The sequence below is a fragment of the Streptomyces sp. NPDC051364 genome (assembly GCF_040682115.1).
In the GTDB taxonomy this organism is placed as follows: domain Bacteria; phylum Actinomycetota; class Actinomycetes; order Streptomycetales; family Streptomycetaceae; genus Streptomyces.
The window spans coordinates 139500-153384 of record NZ_JBFBAH010000007.1 but is presented as its reverse complement, the minus strand read 5'-3'; the positions used below and the strand labels follow the sequence as shown (position 1 = coordinate 153384).

At 73.0% G+C, this 13885-nt stretch carries 12 protein-coding genes and 1 pseudogene; 6 read left to right on the top strand and 7 right to left on the bottom strand.

What is annotated here, in order from left to right:
- Nucleotides 1-182 precede the first annotated feature (182 nt).
- Nucleotides 183-608: a hypothetical protein gene (locus AB0M76_RS17625; RefSeq protein WP_365953672.1), complete on the bottom strand. Its 426-nt coding sequence runs from the start codon at nucleotides 606-608 to the stop codon at nucleotides 183-185.
- A gap of 349 nt (nucleotides 609-957) precedes the next feature.
- A pseudogene (locus tag AB0M76_RS17620) lies at nucleotides 958-1167 on the bottom strand (gamma carbonic anhydrase family protein); the annotation flags it as partial.
- Nucleotides 1168-1323: 156 nt separating this feature from the next.
- On the opposite strand from AB0M76_RS17620, the gene AB0M76_RS17615 reads away from it, so the two are divergent.
- Nucleotides 1324-2097 (top strand): acyltransferase, encoded by a 774-nt coding sequence (locus tag AB0M76_RS17615; RefSeq protein WP_365953671.1) that lies wholly within the window; start codon nucleotides 1324-1326, stop codon nucleotides 2095-2097.
- 219 nt (nucleotides 2098-2316) lie between these two features.
- On the opposite strand, the gene AB0M76_RS17610 is transcribed toward AB0M76_RS17615, so the two are convergent.
- A complete protein-coding gene (locus tag AB0M76_RS17610) occupies nucleotides 2317-3183 on the bottom strand; it encodes an EamA family transporter (RefSeq protein ID WP_365953670.1) in 867 nt (288 codons plus the stop codon).
- Nucleotides 3184-3304: 121 nt separating this feature from the next.
- On the opposite strand from AB0M76_RS17610, the gene AB0M76_RS17605 reads away from it, so the two are divergent.
- Nucleotides 3305-3913 carry an XRE family transcriptional regulator gene (locus AB0M76_RS17605; protein ID WP_267000762.1) on the top strand — a complete coding sequence of 203 codons (609 nt, stop codon included), beginning with the start codon at nucleotides 3305-3307 and terminating at the stop codon, nucleotides 3911-3913.
- Here AB0M76_RS17605 and AB0M76_RS17600 read toward each other — a convergent pair.
- The gene (locus AB0M76_RS17600; RefSeq protein ID WP_365953669.1) at nucleotides 3891-4295 is read right to left on the bottom strand and encodes a CoA-binding protein; all 405 of its coding nucleotides are present in this window, start codon (nucleotides 4293-4295) and stop codon (nucleotides 3891-3893) included. The two genes, AB0M76_RS17605 and AB0M76_RS17600, sit on opposite strands and share 23 nt — an antisense overlap.
- Nucleotides 4296-4396: 101 nt before the next feature.
- On the opposite strand from AB0M76_RS17600, the gene AB0M76_RS17595 reads away from it, so the two are divergent.
- The 3 genes from AB0M76_RS17595 (at nucleotide 4397) to AB0M76_RS17585 (ending at nucleotide 9334) form a co-directional block, all read left to right on the top strand.
- Nucleotides 4397-5023, top strand: a complete 627-nt coding sequence (locus AB0M76_RS17595; RefSeq protein WP_266669208.1) for a YigZ family protein — start codon at nucleotides 4397-4399, stop codon at nucleotides 5021-5023.
- Nucleotides 5024-5159: 136 nt separating this feature from the next.
- The gene (locus tag AB0M76_RS17590) at nucleotides 5160-6326 is read left to right on the top strand and encodes an exonuclease SbcCD subunit D (RefSeq protein ID WP_365953668.1); all 1167 of its coding nucleotides are present in this window, start codon (nucleotides 5160-5162) and stop codon (nucleotides 6324-6326) included.
- The gene (locus tag AB0M76_RS17585; RefSeq protein WP_365953667.1) at nucleotides 6323-9334 is read left to right on the top strand and encodes an SMC family ATPase; all 3012 of its coding nucleotides are present in this window, start codon (nucleotides 6323-6325) and stop codon (nucleotides 9332-9334) included. The genes AB0M76_RS17590 and AB0M76_RS17585 overlap by 4 nt, the downstream gene beginning before the upstream one ends.
- Here the strand turns inward: AB0M76_RS17585 and AB0M76_RS17580 are convergent.
- On the bottom strand, nucleotides 9324-9770 hold the full coding sequence (locus tag AB0M76_RS17580) for an Lrp/AsnC family transcriptional regulator (RefSeq protein ID WP_365953666.1): 447 nt from the start codon (nucleotides 9768-9770) through the stop codon (nucleotides 9324-9326). The two genes, AB0M76_RS17585 and AB0M76_RS17580, sit on opposite strands and share 11 nt — an antisense overlap.
- A 94-nt stretch (nucleotides 9771-9864) precedes the next feature.
- On the opposite strand from AB0M76_RS17580, the gene AB0M76_RS17575 reads away from it, so the two are divergent.
- Nucleotides 9865-10392: a rhodanese-like domain-containing protein gene (locus tag AB0M76_RS17575; protein ID WP_365953664.1), complete on the top strand. Its 528-nt coding sequence runs from the start codon at nucleotides 9865-9867 to the stop codon at nucleotides 10390-10392.
- 93 nt (nucleotides 10393-10485) lie between these two features.
- Here AB0M76_RS17575 and AB0M76_RS17570 read toward each other — a convergent pair whose 3' ends face one another.
- Both AB0M76_RS17570 and AB0M76_RS17565 read right to left on the bottom strand, forming a co-directional pair.
- Nucleotides 10486-12189, bottom strand: a complete 1704-nt coding sequence (locus tag AB0M76_RS17570; RefSeq protein WP_365953663.1) for a DUF885 domain-containing protein — start codon at nucleotides 12187-12189, stop codon at nucleotides 10486-10488.
- Nucleotides 12190-12350: 161 nt separating this feature from the next.
- Nucleotides 12351-13814 (bottom strand): GNAT family N-acetyltransferase, encoded by a 1464-nt coding sequence (locus AB0M76_RS17565; RefSeq protein ID WP_365953662.1) that lies wholly within the window; start codon nucleotides 13812-13814, stop codon nucleotides 12351-12353.
- Nucleotides 13815-13885 lie beyond the last annotated feature (71 nt).

The window sequence follows — 13885 nt, the reverse complement described above, 5'->3', positions numbered from 1 at the left end:
CGGGTCGCGTCCCCGGCATTCGTTCCCTGCCGGTTCCTTCGCGCCCTTCCCTCGCTGACACATTCATCTTCTCTCCGCCCCCCTGGCGGAGTCAAATACTAGTTTCAGGGCACGAAAAAGCCGCCCCCGATCCAGCGGGAGGCGGCTTCGTGTTGCCATACTGCGCGCTCGTTTAAACAGGTCTACACGGCGCCCGTGGGGTTCTCGACCTTCTCGACAGCGTTGTCACATTCGGCGTCGTAGCGAATGATCATGGCCCCATCCTCCGGGCGACGCTTGCTGTAGTAGAAGCCGCCCGTCGATGGACTCGCCGGATTCGGCACCATGTCGCGGCGGTAACAGACCACCACATTGGCGTCCTTGATCTCGCCCAGCCACTTGTCAAGCATCCGCAGCTTCACGGCAGGGATCTTCGGGTCACCCTGCTCGCGTCGACTCAGAAGGCGAAGCATCATGGCGGGCCTCGCGTGTGAGTGCTCAGTCTTCACGGTCCACGGGATGTACTTCTTGTGGTCCGGGCGCGTGGCCACCTGGCCCGAGTCCCTGAGCTGCCAGTACACGGCCCCCTTCGTGACGCCGTACTTGGCCGCGATCTCTTCGTAGGTCATGCCCTTGGACCGATGCGCGCGGAGCACGTCACTGGTGGGGAGCTGGCGGGGGGCCGGCATGAGTCTGCCTTTCATACGTGGGCATTCGTTCGATCGAGAACGTTAACTGCGTGGCCGACTAACTGTCAATGAGAACCTAAGTCAAGCGACACAGTGTCTATGTTCAATACGAGTATACGCACGTAGATGCCATGGTGTTGGTTCCTTGTATAGGTAAACCGTCTGCTCATCTGGTGTTTTCGAAAGGACGTTCGAATGAAGGTGTTCGAGCGACCTTGACCCGGGTTATCGAGGGGTCTAGCTTTAGGGCTTACGGCGCGCGTTTCCGCAGGTCAGACGGCAAATCCTAGTTGTCCTGCACATTGCTGTCCGCGCCGAGCGAGATCGGGCCGCAGTCGGCGCGCAGCACCGCCGAGTACCAGATGCTCGCGCCCGGGGCCATCGTGACCTCGCCGATCACGACCGAGGTGGGCGCGGTGAAGGCCGTGGGGTCGATCTGCGGGTTCTTGCCGCCCAGGCCCGCGACGAGTGCCCGGCCCTGGTCCGCCTGATACGTCATGTTCTCTTCCTCAGTCCTGTGCCGGCCCTGTCGGGCCGTGTCTGCCGTGCCCTGCCCTGTCGCCCTACCGGCACGGTAGGGCACGCGCCCCGCGCGACCGGCGATGGGGTGAAGATCACGGCGCGCTCGGGGCGCTCTGCGCGTTACGGTGGCCCGGTGCCGAAGAACCAGAACACGTTCTCATCCCTGACGGCCCTGCGCCGCAGACTCGCCAACCGCGCGGTCCACGCCGGCTGGCGCTGGATGCAGCAGGCCGGTGCGGTCACCGCGCAGACCCCCGGGCGGCTGCGGTTCGGCGCGATCGGGCACGGCACCCGCCTCGCCTTCCCCCAGGGCACGGTCTTCGGCGAGCCGTGGATCCGCCTCGGCGAGCACTGCATCATCGCCGAGCAGGTCACGCTGACCGCCGGGATGATGCCCGGCCTCGACCTCGGCACCGAGCCGGTGCTGGTCCTCGGCAACGGCGTGGTGCTCGGCCGGGACACCCACGTCATCGCCGACACCCGGATCACCATCGGGGACGACACGTTCTGCGGGCCCGGGGTCTACATCACCTCCACCAACCACAGCTACGACGATCCGCACGAGCCCGTCGGCAAGCAGTGGCCGCGCAGCGCACCGGTGGAGATAGGCCCCGGCTGCTGGCTCGGCACGGGCGCGGTGATCCTGCCGGGGGCACGGCTGGGACGCAACGTGGTGGTGGCCGCGGGGGCCGTCGTACGCGGCGAGGTGCCGGACCACGCCGTGGTGGCCGGGGCGCCCGCGCGGATCGTCCGCCGGTGGCAGCCGGAGACGGGCTGGCAGCCGCCGCTGCGGACCCCGGCGCCCGTACCGATCCCGGACGGGGTGACGCCGGAGCAGCTGCGCGCGGTGGCGCAGCTGGCGGAGGCCGATCAGCGCTCGGCCGACGCGGCTGCGGAACCCGCCTGATCCTGGTCCTGGTCCTGGTCCTGATCCTGATCCTGATCCTGGTCCGGAAGGCGCGGCCTAAGCGGCCTTGGTGACGTGGGGTGCGTTTTCGCGTCGTCCGGTGCGGTGCATCGCAAGGCGGAGCGGCACGCTTGTACTGGACGTACCCGGGTGCTGCGAGACCGCGGCGAGGCGCCGTGCCGGGCGGCGCGGGGGCGTGCCCCACTTCCCCGAGGCCGCTCAGCCGGCCGCCAGCAGGACCGTGCCGGCGAGGGCCAGGCCGGCGCCGGCCGCCTGGACGGTCCGCAGCCGTTCCTTCAGCACGACGAAGGCGGCGAGCGCGGTGATCACCGGGTAGAGCGCGGAGAGCACGGCGGCCACGGTCACCGGACCGTGCTGGGCGGCGATGGAGTACGTGCCGTTCGCCGCGACGTCCGCGAGGCCGACGAAGGCCAGCGCCGGCAGCAGCCCCCACAGGATCCGCGGGCTCGCGCCGGCCGGGAGGGCCGGCTCGCCGCGCCGGGTCCGGACCCACAGGGCGGTGCCGCCCGTGGCCACGTTGGTGACCCGCTGGACGAACAGGGCGAGGAACAGCCCGGCGATGCTGCCGGAGGCATGCGCGATCAGCGCCATCACCGAGCCGAACCCGAAGGCGGCGACCAGGGTGAGCACCACCGCCTGCCGCTGTACGGGCGCACCGCGCAGCTCCGGGCCACCCGCGAGGACGATGCCCACGACGGCCACCGCGATCCCGGCGAACTGGCCGAGCCCGGGCCGTTCGCCCAGGGCCAGCCCCGCTGCGACGGGCACGACCACCCCGAGCGAGCCGAGCGGCGAGACCACGCCCATCGGCCCGAGGGCCAGGGCCTTGTAGAAGCTGAGCATGGCGACCGGCCCGACCAGGCCCGCGGCGACCGCGAACCACAGCTGCGGCCCGGCCTCCCGCCAGGCCCCGGTGCCCAGGACGACCGCGCCGAGCGCGACGGCGGCGAGGATCTGCGAGACCACGACCACCGTGAGCGCAGGCAGCCGGCGGGTCAGCAGGCCGCCGCCGAAGTCGGCGAGGCCCCAGAGCACGGCGCTGGCCAGGGCGAAGAGGGCGGTCATGACAGGCCTCGCAGTACAGTGCAGTGAACGGTTGAGTGCAGCGTGGAGCACCGCGCACGGTAGTTCAATACATTGCACTGCGCCAGTCAAGATATTGGACGCCAAGAGTGGGGACGCAACGGTGTCGGACCTCGAACAGCTCACCCAGGCCCTCGGCCGGAACGTCAAGAGGTGGCGCGGCGAGCGCGGTTTCACCCTGGATGCGCTGGCAGCCCGTGCAGGGGTCAGCCGCGGCATGATCATCCAGATCGAGCAGGCCCGGACGAACCCGAGCGTCGGCACCACGGTCAAGCTGGCCGACGCCCTGGGCGTGAGCATCACCACGCTGCTGGACCACGACCGGACCCCGCGGGTCCACGTCGTGCTGCCGGGGCAGGGGGTGCGCATGTGGTCCACCGATACGGGCAGCGGCGCCAGCATGCTGCTCGGCGACGACCGGCGCGGGCCGGTGGAGATGTGGAGCTACCGGCTCGAGCCGGGCGACGCGACGCAGTCCGACCCGCACCTGGCCGGCACCTTCGAGATGCTGCATGTCACGGCCGGGGAGCTGACGCTCGTCGTCGCCGACGAGCGGTACACGGTGCCGGCGGGTGGGGCCGTCTCCTTCGAGGCGAACCTCCCGCACGCCTACCGCAACGACGGCCCCGTCCCGATGGAGATGACCCTGGCCGTCTCGATCCCGCCCGTCGACGGCGTGCAGCGGCCGGCTACAGCGCCGGGATCTCGATAGCGGGGCAGCGCTCCATCACCATGTCCAGGCCGGCCTCGCGGGTGCGGGCGAAGGCCTCCTCGTCGATCACGCCCAGCTGGAACCAGACGGCCTGCGCGCCGACGGACACGGCCTCGTCGGCGACCGCCCCGGCGAGCGAGCTGTTCACGAAGACGTCCACCACGTCCACCTTGAACGGGATCTCCTTGAGCGAGGCGTAGCCCTGCTCGCCGTGGACCGTCTCCGCCTTCGGGTGCACGGGGACCACCCGCTTGCCGAACCGCTGGAGCGTGCGGGCCACTCCGTAGGCCGCCCGGTCCTGATTGTTGGACAGGCCCACCACGGCCCAGGTGTCGCCGAGCTCGGTGAGGATCTTGCGGATGGTTGCCGGGTCGCCGTACACGGGTGCCGCCTCCTGTTGCCTTCCGGGCGCGGTCCGGTGCTCCGGTCCGCACCCGTGATCAACCGAAAAGACTCATGTCCGATTCCCCGTAAGGTGGAGCGGTGAAGTCAGACCAGTACGAGACGGTGGCCCGGGAGGGCGTGCACGAGTCCGAGATCAACCGCTCGCGCTTCCTGTGCTCGCTCGCGCCCGCCGCGACCGAGCAGGAGGCGCAGGAGTTCATCGCGCGCATCCGCAAGGAGCACCCCACCGCCACGCACAACTGCTTCGCGTACGTCATCGGGGCCGACGCCTCCGTCCAGAAGGCCAGCGACGACGGCGAGCCCGGCGGCACCGCCGGGGTGCCCATGCTGCAGATGCTGATGCGGCGCGACATCCGGTACGCGGTGGCCGTGGTCACGCGTTACTACGGCGGCGTCAAGCTCGGCGCCGGCGGCCTGATCCGGGCCTACGGCGGAGTCGTCGGCGAGGCCCTCGACGAGCTCGGCACCCTCACCCGCCGCCGCTACCGGCTGGCCACCGTCACCGTGGACCACCAGCGGGCCGGCAAGACCCAGAACGACCTGCGCTCCACCGGCCGGACCGTGGTGGACCTGCGCTACGGGGCCGCGGTCGAGATCGAGGTCGCGCTGCCGGAGGCGGACCTGCCCGCCTTCGAGGCCTGGCTCGCCGACAGTACGGCGGGCAGCGCCACCCTCACCCTCGGCGGGGAGACGTACGCGTCCTGAGGGCGAGCCTTCGCGGTCGAGTCCTGGGGGCCCGGGTGACGCGTTAGCGTAGAGGGGCTCAGCGAGCGGGAGACGACCGGGACGACCAGGGGGACGGAAGAAACATGTGCGGCGAGACGTCCGGCGGGGCCGGCGAGTGAGGCTCCTGCACACCTCCGACTGGCATCTCGGCCGGTCCTTCCACCGCGTGAACCTGCTCGGTGCCCAGGCCGACTTCATCGACCACCTGGTCGAGACCGTCCGCGAGCACGAGGTCGACGCCGTCCTCGTCGCCGGCGACGTCTACGACCGGGCCGTGCCCCCGCTGCCCGCCGTCGAGCTGTACGACCGGGCCCTGCACCGGCTCGCCGACCTCGGCGTGCCCACCGTGATGATCTCCGGGAACCACGACTCCGCACGCCGGCTCGGCGTCGGCGCCGGGCTCATCGGCCGGGCCGGGATCCACCTGCGGACCGACCCCGAGGGCTGCGCCGACCCGGTGGTGCTGGCCGACGTGCACGGGGAGGTGGCGCTGTACGGACTGCCGTACCTGGAGCCCGCCCTGGTGAAGGACCGGTTCGGCGCGGAGAAGGTGAGCCACGAGGCCGTGCTGGGCGCGGCCATGGACCTGGTCCGGACCGATCTCGCCGCCCGGGCTCCGGGCACCCGCTCCGTCGTCCTCGCCCACGCCTTCGTCACCGGCGGGCAGGCCAGTGACAGCGAGCGCGACATCGCCGTCGGCGGGGTCGAGGCCGTGCCCGCCACCGTCTTCGACGGGGTGGACTACGCAGCCCTCGGCCACCTCCACGGCTGCCAGACGATCAACGAACGGGTCCGCTACTCCGGTTCCCCGCTCGCCTACTCCTTCTCCGAGGCCGACCACCGCAAGACCATGTGGCTGATCGAACTCGGCGCGGCCGGGGAGATCACTGCCGAGCGCATCGACACCCCTGTGCCGCGGCCGCTCGCCCGGATCCGGGGACGGCTCGAGGAGCTGCTGGAGGAGGCGTCGTACACCGCGTACGAGGACTCCTGGATCGAGGCCACCCTCACCGACCCGGTCCGGCCCGAGGACCCCATGGCCAAGCTCGCCGCCCGCTTTCCGCACACCCTCAGCCTCGCCTTCGACCCCGAGGGCCGCGAGGACGACGGCGCAACCTCGTACGCCCAGCGCCTCAAGGGGCGCAGCGATCAGGAGATCGCCGAGGACTTCGTCGCCCACGTGCGCGGCGGCGGCGTCGCCGACGAGGCCGAACGGGCCGTGCTCCAGGGCGCCTTCGAGGACGTACGGGCGGACGACAGCCGGCAGGAGACCCGCCGATGAGGCTGCACCGGCTCAGGATCACCGCCTTCGGCCCCTTCGCCGAACCCCAGGAGATCGACTTCGACGCGCTGTCCGGCGCCGGGATCTTCCTGCTCCACGGTCCGACCGGCGCGGGCAAGACCTCCGTCCTCGACGCCGTCTGCTACGCCCTGTACGGCTCGGTGCCCGGCCCCCGCCAGGCCCCCGGCACCAGCCTGCGCAGCGACCACGCCGACGCCGGTACGCCGACCGAGGTCACCCTCGAACTCACCGCGGGCGGGCGGCGCCTGGAGATCACCCGGCGTCCCGAGCAGGACCGGCCCAAAAAGCGCGGCACCGGCACCACCAAGGACAAGGCGCAGAGCCGGCTGCGCGAGTACGACGGGGAACGGTGGCAGGCGCTCAGCCGTTCCCACCAGGAGATCGGCGAGGAGACCGAGCAGCTGCTCGGCATGAGCCGCGAGCAGTTCTGCCAGGTCGTGCTGTTGCCGCAGGGCGAGTTCGCCAAGTTCCTGCGGGCCGACGAGGTGGCGCGGGGCCGGCTGCTGGGCCGCCTCTTCGACACCCGCCGCTTCGCCGCCGTCGAGACCCTGCTCGCCGAGCGCCGCCGCACCGCCGAGGCCAAGGTGCGCGCCGGCGACGAGAAGGTGCTCGGCACCGCCCAGCGGCTCGCCCAGGCCGCCGGGGACAGCGCCGACCTGCGGGCCTGGCCGCTGCCCGGGCACCAGCCGGGCGATCCCGGCCTGGCCGGGGCGATCCGGGCCTGGGCGGCCGTCGCACGCTGTGCGGCCCGGGAGCGGCTGACCGTCGCCGAGTACGCACTGGCCGCCGTCGAGGGCCGGCACGCCGCCGCCCGGCGGGCCGCCGAGGAGGCACGAGAGCTCGACCGCCTCCAGCGCCGGCACGCCGAGACGGCCCGCCGGGCCGCCCTGCTCGCCGAGGCGGAGCCCGAGCGGGACCGGGTCCGCGCCCTGCTGGACCGGGCCCGCCGGGGCGCCCTGGTGGCCCCCGCCCTGGAACTGCGCGGGGCCGCGTCGGCGGCCCACCTGTCCGCCGCCCACGCGGAGGCGGCCGCCCGCGCGGAACTCCCGCCGGCCCTTGCCGAGGCGGGCACCGAGCAGCTGTCCGCCGTGGAGCAGCGGCTGCGCGAGGACCTCGGCGCGCTCGGCGCCGCCCAGCGGTCCGAGCAGCGCAGCGCCGAGATCGGCCGCGAGCGGGCCACCCTGGAACGGGAGGCCCGCGACGCCGAGGAGCAGCTGAGGGAGTCCGCCGACTGGCTCGCCCGCTGGGAGGCCACCCGGACCGCGCTGGCGGAGCGGGTGGACGCCGCGCAGCAGGCCGCGACGCTGGCCGAGCAGCTCGCGGGGCGGCTGGAGCCGGCCCGGATGCACCTGACCGCATCCCAGCGCCGGGATGCGCTGGACGGCGATGCGCAGCGCGCCGAGGGCGAACTGCTCTGCGTACGCGAGGAGTCGACCGCCGCCCGGGAGCGCTGGCTGGAGCTCAAGGAGACCCGCCTGCGCGGGATCGCCGCCGAGCTCGCCGAGGCGCTGGTGGCGGGGGAGGCGTGCACGGTGTGCGGATCGGCGGAGCATCCCGCTCCGGCGCGCCCGGCCCCCGGGCACGTGGACCGGGCCGCCGAGGACACCGCCCATGCCCGCTACGAGCAGGCCGAGGAGCGCAGGGCCGCCGTCGAGCGGAAACTCGCCGCCGTCCAGGAGGCCCGGGCCGAGGCCGCTGCGGCCGCCGGGGAGGCCACCACCGGGGAACTCCTCGCGCTGACCTCGGACCTGAGCTCCCGGCACGCCGCCGCCCATGCCGCGGCCGCCGGACTGCACTCCGCCCGGGAGCGGCTGGCCCGCGCCGAGCGCGAGCACGCCGTGCGCAGCTCCGACCGGCTCGACGCCGAGCGCCGCTCCGCAGCCCGGGCCACCCTGCGCGACTCCCTGGACCAGGAACAGGCCAAGCTGGAGGCCGAACTGGCCCTCGTCCGGGGGGACGCGCCCACGGTCGCCGCGCGCGCCAGGCTCCTGGAGGAGCGGGTACGGATGGTCACCAGGGCGGCCGCCACACTGCGCCGGGCCGAGGACACCGCGGCCCGGCTGAAGGAGGCCGACGCCCAGCTCGCCGACGCCGCCTTCAAGGCCGGGTTCGACACCATCGAGGCCGCCGCCGACGCGGTTCTCCCGGACTACGAACGCGCCGCGCTCCAGCGGAGGCTGGACACCTGGCAGGCGGAGGAGGCCATGCTGGCGGACCGCCTCGGCGAGACCGACACCGTCGCCGCCGCGACGCTGCCCCCGGCCGCGCCGGATGCCGCCGAGGCGTACGAAGCCCGGGCCGCGGCGAAGCTTCGTACGGCAGGGTCCGCCGTGGACGCGGCCCGGGTTCGCTGCACGGAGCTGGACCGGCTCTCCCGGCAGGCGGAGCAGGAGCTGCGGGCGCTCGGCCCGCTGCGCGAGGCGTACGACCGGGTGGCCCGGCTGGCCGGGCTCACCGCCGGCACCTCCGCCGACAACGAGCGCAAGATGCGGCTGGAGGCCTACGTCCTGGCCGCCCGGCTGGAGCAGGTCGCGGCCGCCGCGACGGCACGGCTGCTGCGGATGTCCGGCGGCCGCTACACGCTCGTCCACTCCGACGCCAAGGCGAGCGGACGAGGGCGTTCCGGCCTCGGGCTGCACGTGGTGGACGCCTGGACCGGCAGCGAGCGGGACACCGCCACGCTGTCGGGCGGCGAGACCTTCTTCGCCTCGCTCGCACTGGCCCTCGGCCTGGCAGACGTGGTCACCGACGAGGCGGGCGGCATGCGCCTGGACACCCTCTTCATCGACGAGGGCTTCGGCAGCCTCGACGACCAGGCGCTGGACGAGGTGCTCGACGTCCTGGACTCGCTGCGCGAACGGGACCGCAGCGTCGGCATCGTGAGCCACGTCGCCGACCTGCGGACCCGGGTGCAGGCGCAGCTGGAGATCGTCAAACAGCGCGGCGGCTCCGTGGTGCGCCACCGCACCGCGGCCCTCACGGACTGAGCGGGCGGCGGGACAGCGGCGAGGAGTACACGATGCTGGTGGTGACGGCGCCGAGGCCCGCGATCCGGCCCGCGACCTTCTCCAGGTGCCCCATCGAGCGGGCGGCGACCTTCAGTACGAAGCAGTCGTCGCCCGTGACGTGATGGGCCTCCAGGATCTCCGGGGTGGCCTCCAACAGGTCGTGGAACGGCTTGTAGTTGCCGTGCGGATAGCGCAGCCGGACCAGCGCAAGGATGGACTTGCCCAGCTTCTCCGGGTCCACCACGGCGGTGTACCCGGTGATCACGCCCGACTCCTCCAAGCGGCGCACCCGCTCGGTGACCGCACTCGCGGACATGGAGACGGCGCGCGCGAGCTCGGCGAAGCTGGCCCGGCCGTCCTCCTGGAGGGCCGTCAGGATGCGCCAGTCGGTGGCGTCAGGGGAATAGTCGGTCATGGAGCAGATGTAGCAGGGGAATCCCCGGCTGAACAAGAGGAAGGCCGGGGAAAGGCACTTCCCGAGATGATCAGCGGCTCGTAGATTCTGAGCCATGACGACGACACAGAACACCGACGCCCCGGCCGACGCCCCCGCTCCCGCCGCCAACCCCGTGCTCCGGGTGCCCCCGGCCGCCCCGGCCGCGGCCGCCGCCTACTTCGCCGCGAGCCTCGCCTTCCACGCGGACGTGTCCGATGTCGCCGCCGCCTTCAAAGCCCACCGCGAGCAGGGCGCCGAGCTCGGCTTCCAGCTGATCGACTCCCGCTCCACCCCGGCCTGGGACCAGGCCCACGTGCCCGGCGCGATCCACCTGCCGACCGCCCTCATCCCCGGGCAGGCCGAGCAGCTCCTCGACAAGAGCCTTCCCGTGGTCACGTACTGCTGGGGCCCCGGCTGCAACGGAGGCGCCCGATCCGCCCTCGCCCTGGCCCGGCTCGGCTTCCAGGTCAAGGAGATGCTCGGCGGCATCGAGTACTGGATCCGCGAGGGCTTCGAGGTCGAGACCTGGCAGGGCAGCGAGCAGCGCGCCGAGGCGGACCCGCTGACCGCGCCGACCGACTCCGACGACTGCGGCTGCTGACGCTCCGATTCCGCGCGCGCCGGAAAGCCGTACGGGCCGCCTGCTCCTTCGGGGAGCGGGCGGCCCGTACGTATGACTGCTGTCCGCCGTCGGTCAGAGCTTCGACAGCTCGTCCACCAGGTCGTCCAGGCCCAGCGAGCCCTGCGACAGCGCCGCCATGTGCCACGCCTTCAGGTCGAAGGAGTCGCCGTGCGCGGCGCGGGCGTTGTCCCGCCCGAGCAGCCAGGCACGCTCGCCCAGCTTGTAGCCGATCGCCTGTCCCGGCATCGACAGGTAGCGGGTCAGCTCGCTCTCGATGAAGTCCGCCGGCCGGCCGTTGTGCAGGCCGAAGAACTCCTGCGCCAGGTCCACCGTCCAGCGCTCGCCCGGGTGGAACGGCGAATCCGCCGGGATCTCCAGGCCCAGGTGCATGCCGATGTCCACGATGACCCGCGCGGCGCGCATCATCTGGCAGTCCAGGTAGCCCAGGCGCTGCTCGGCGTCCTTGAGGTAGCCCAGCTCGTCCATCAGGCGCTCCGCGTACAGCGCCCAGCCCTCGACGTTGGCGCTGACGAGGCCGACGCTGGCCTGGTAGCGGGAGAGCTGGTCCGCGACGTGCGTCCACTGCGCGAGCTGGAGGTGGTGGCCCGGAACGCCCTCGTGGTACCAGGTGGAGACCAGGTCGTACACCGGGAAGCGGGTCTGGCCCATCGTCGGCAGCCAGGTGCGCCCCGGACGGGAGAAGTCCTCCGACGGGTTGGTGTAGTACGGGGCCGCCGCGCCGCCCGGCGGGGCGATCATGGACTCCACCCGCTTCACGCGCTCGGCGAGCTCGAAGTGCGTGCCGTCGAGGTTCTCGATGGCCTCGTCCATGATGCCCTGCAGCCAGGCCTGGACCTCCTCGACGCCCTCGATGTGGGTGCCGTGCTCGTCGAGGTGCTTCAGCGCCTCCCAAGGACCGGCGCCCGGCAGGATCTTGGCCGCCTCGGCCTTCATCTCGCCGAGGAGGCGGTGGTATTCCGACCAGCCGTAGGCGTACGCCTCGTCCAGGTCCAGGTCCGTGCCGTTGAAGTACCGCGACCAGCGGGCGTAGCGCTCGCGGCCCACCGGGTCCGGGGCGCCGGCGACGGCGGGTGCGTACACGTCGCGCACCCAGTCGCGGAGCCCGGCGAGGGCCGCGGTCGCCCCGGCGGCCGCCTCCTCCAGCCCGGAGCGCAGCGACTCCGGGCCGCGGGACGCGAATTCGCCGAAGAAGCTCTCGCCGTCGCCGTCCTCGCCCACCCAGGTGGTGAGCTGGCCGATGAAGGTCTCGGTGGCGCGCGGGCCTCCGTACAGGCCGCGGTCCAGGCCGAGTCCGAGGCTCTCGCGGTAGCCGGCGAGGGCGGCAGGGACCGCCCGCAGCCGCTCGGTGATCGCCGCCCAGTCCTCGTCCGTGTCGGCCGGGGTGAGGGTGAAGACGTCGCGGACGGAGTGCGCGGGCGAGTGGATGTTGCTGACGGCCCGCAGGTCCTCGTCCGCCTCGTACACGGCGAGTTCGGCGGTGAGGCGCTCGCGCAGCAGGCGGGCACAGCGGCGCTCGGCGTCGCTGTCCGCGCCGGGCAGCCGCTCGGCGGCGTCGAGGCGGGCGAGGGTGGAGCGGGACAGGTCGGCGGCGGCCGCACGGCCGGCCGGGGAGAAGTCCGGGAGCCGGCTGGAGCTCGCGGCGACACCGAGATAGGTGCCCGTGATCGGATCGATGGCGATGAGGTCGTCGACATATGCGTCGGCGACCTGGCGGGGCAGCCGGGAGGCGCTGTCGCTGCGAAGGGTCTCTGACATGCGGCCATCTTCGTACGGCGGACCGCCCCGCGTCATCACCGTTCGCTGTCAGCCTCCTGACGTGCGCGGGGGCGGCGGACCCGGCCCCTGCTCCCGCACCGTCGAGCGGGTCCGCCCGGGGGCGACTTCACGCCACCCGGCCGGATCCCGCTGGGCCGGGGTCAGCGCGGGTGGTTCTGCTGCCCGTACGGGTGCTGAGCGCGGGGCAGTTCGTACGGGACGCGGGAGACGATCGGCGTGGCGTCCAGCCGGGCCGTGATCACCAGGGTGCCCTCCTCGATCTGGTAGTCGAGCGGGAGGCCGAGGCCGCGCATGGCCGCGACCATGCCGGTGTTGGCGGCCCGGGTGACGGCGTACACGCTGTCGCAGCCGGTCTCGACGGCCATCGCGATCAGGCGGCGCAGCAGCTCGGAGCCTATGCCGCGGCGCTGCCAGTCGTCCTCGATCAGGAGCGCGACCTCGGTCTCGTCCCCGTCCCACAGCAGGTGGCCGAGGGCGACGAGCTTGCCGGAGGCCGTGGTGGCGGCGAGGGTACGGCCGAAGCGGGGGCTCAGCAGGTGGCCGAGGTAGCGGTCGGCGTCGGCGACGGGCCCGTGGTAGCGCAGGCCCAGCGTGCGCTCGGAGCAGCGGTCGTGCATCGCGCGGGCGGCGGCGAGGTCGGAGCCGTCGGCGCGGCGCACGGTGATCTCGTTGCCCTCGGGCAGGGTCAGCACGTCCTGGCGGCGCGGGACGCGCGGGCCGAGCCGGGTGTCGAGCTCGACGAGGGCGCGGGCCCGGGCGAACTCGGTCGGGGTGAAGGGCAGGTGGGGGCGCTCCACGGTGATGGCACCGCCCGAGGGGTCGCGCAGGCGCATCACCGTCGCCTCCAGGACGCCCTCGAGCGGGGCGTCGGCGGCCGCGTTGGGGCGGCCGGAGAGGGTGGTGGCCGGGATCGAGTGGATGGTGCAGCGGCCGAGCAGCTGGCGCAGCGCGAGGGGCAGCTCGGCGGCGTCCAGGGCGGTGCGGGTGGCAAGGCCCAGGACGCGGGTCGGGGTGTCGACCAGGTCGTGCGCATCGGCGCGCTCGATCCAGGTGCTGTGGCCGCCGGCGCCGGCGATGGCACGGGTGAGGTCGGCGGCGGCCATCTGCTGCGGGGAGCGCAGCAGGAACTCGTCGACGGTGCCGCCCTCGGGGAGCGGGTGGGTCTGCAGGGTCAGGATGTCGACGGCGTGGTGGGCGAGCGCGGTGCACACGGCGGCGAGGCTGCCGGGCTCGTCCCGTACGGTCGTCCGCATCCGCCACAGGGAGGTGGTGGCGCCGGCCGCGGTCTCCGATGCGGACTCCGACGTGGATCCGGACTGCGCCCCGGCCCGGACCGCGCCGGGGGTGGTATCGGAGGGCGCCGTACTGAGCGGCGGCGGCGCATGGCTGTGGCGGCGTGCCCACCAGGTGTGGAACGCCGCCGTGACCAGGAGTGCGACGGCCGAGGCGACGAGCAGGATCGGGCCCCGCGGGCCGTGCGCGACGAGATTGGCGATGCCGTCGGCGACCGCGACTGCGCAGAACAGCGCGGCCAGTTCGACGATGTCGCGGCGCCAGTGGTGGCGGTGGTGGCGGTGTGCGGGGGTGTGGATGCGTTCAGTCATGCATGCCACTGTGGCGCAGGGGTGTTGCGTGATCACGAACGATCTGTGACCGACTGGTTAAGTATCCGTCT

Bases quoted from the DNA above. Each gene is read 5' to 3' on its own strand.
- AB0M76_RS17610 (WP_365953670.1), bottom strand. From the start codon at position 3,183: ATGACCGCCCTCTTCGCCCTGGCCAGCGCCGTGCTCTGGGGCCTCGCC.
- AB0M76_RS17580 (WP_365953666.1), bottom strand. From the start codon at position 9,770: ATGACCGACTATTCCCCTGACGCCACCGACTGGCGCATCCTGACGGCC.
- AB0M76_RS17570 (WP_365953663.1), bottom strand. From the start codon at position 12,189: ATGTCAGAGACCCTTCGCAGCGACAGCGCCTCCCGGCTGCCCCGCCAG.
- AB0M76_RS17565 (WP_365953662.1), bottom strand. From the start codon at position 13,814: ATGACTGAACGCATCCACACCCCCGCACACCGCCACCACCGCCACCAC.
- AB0M76_RS17575 (WP_365953664.1), top strand. From the start codon at position 9,865: ATGACGACGACACAGAACACCGACGCCCCGGCCGACGCCCCCGCTCCC.
- AB0M76_RS17585 (WP_365953667.1), top strand. From the start codon at position 6,323: ATGAGGCTGCACCGGCTCAGGATCACCGCCTTCGGCCCCTTCGCCGAA.
- AB0M76_RS17625 (WP_365953672.1), bottom strand. From the start codon at position 608: ATGACCTACGAAGAGATCGCGGCCAAGTACGGCGTCACGAAGGGGGCC.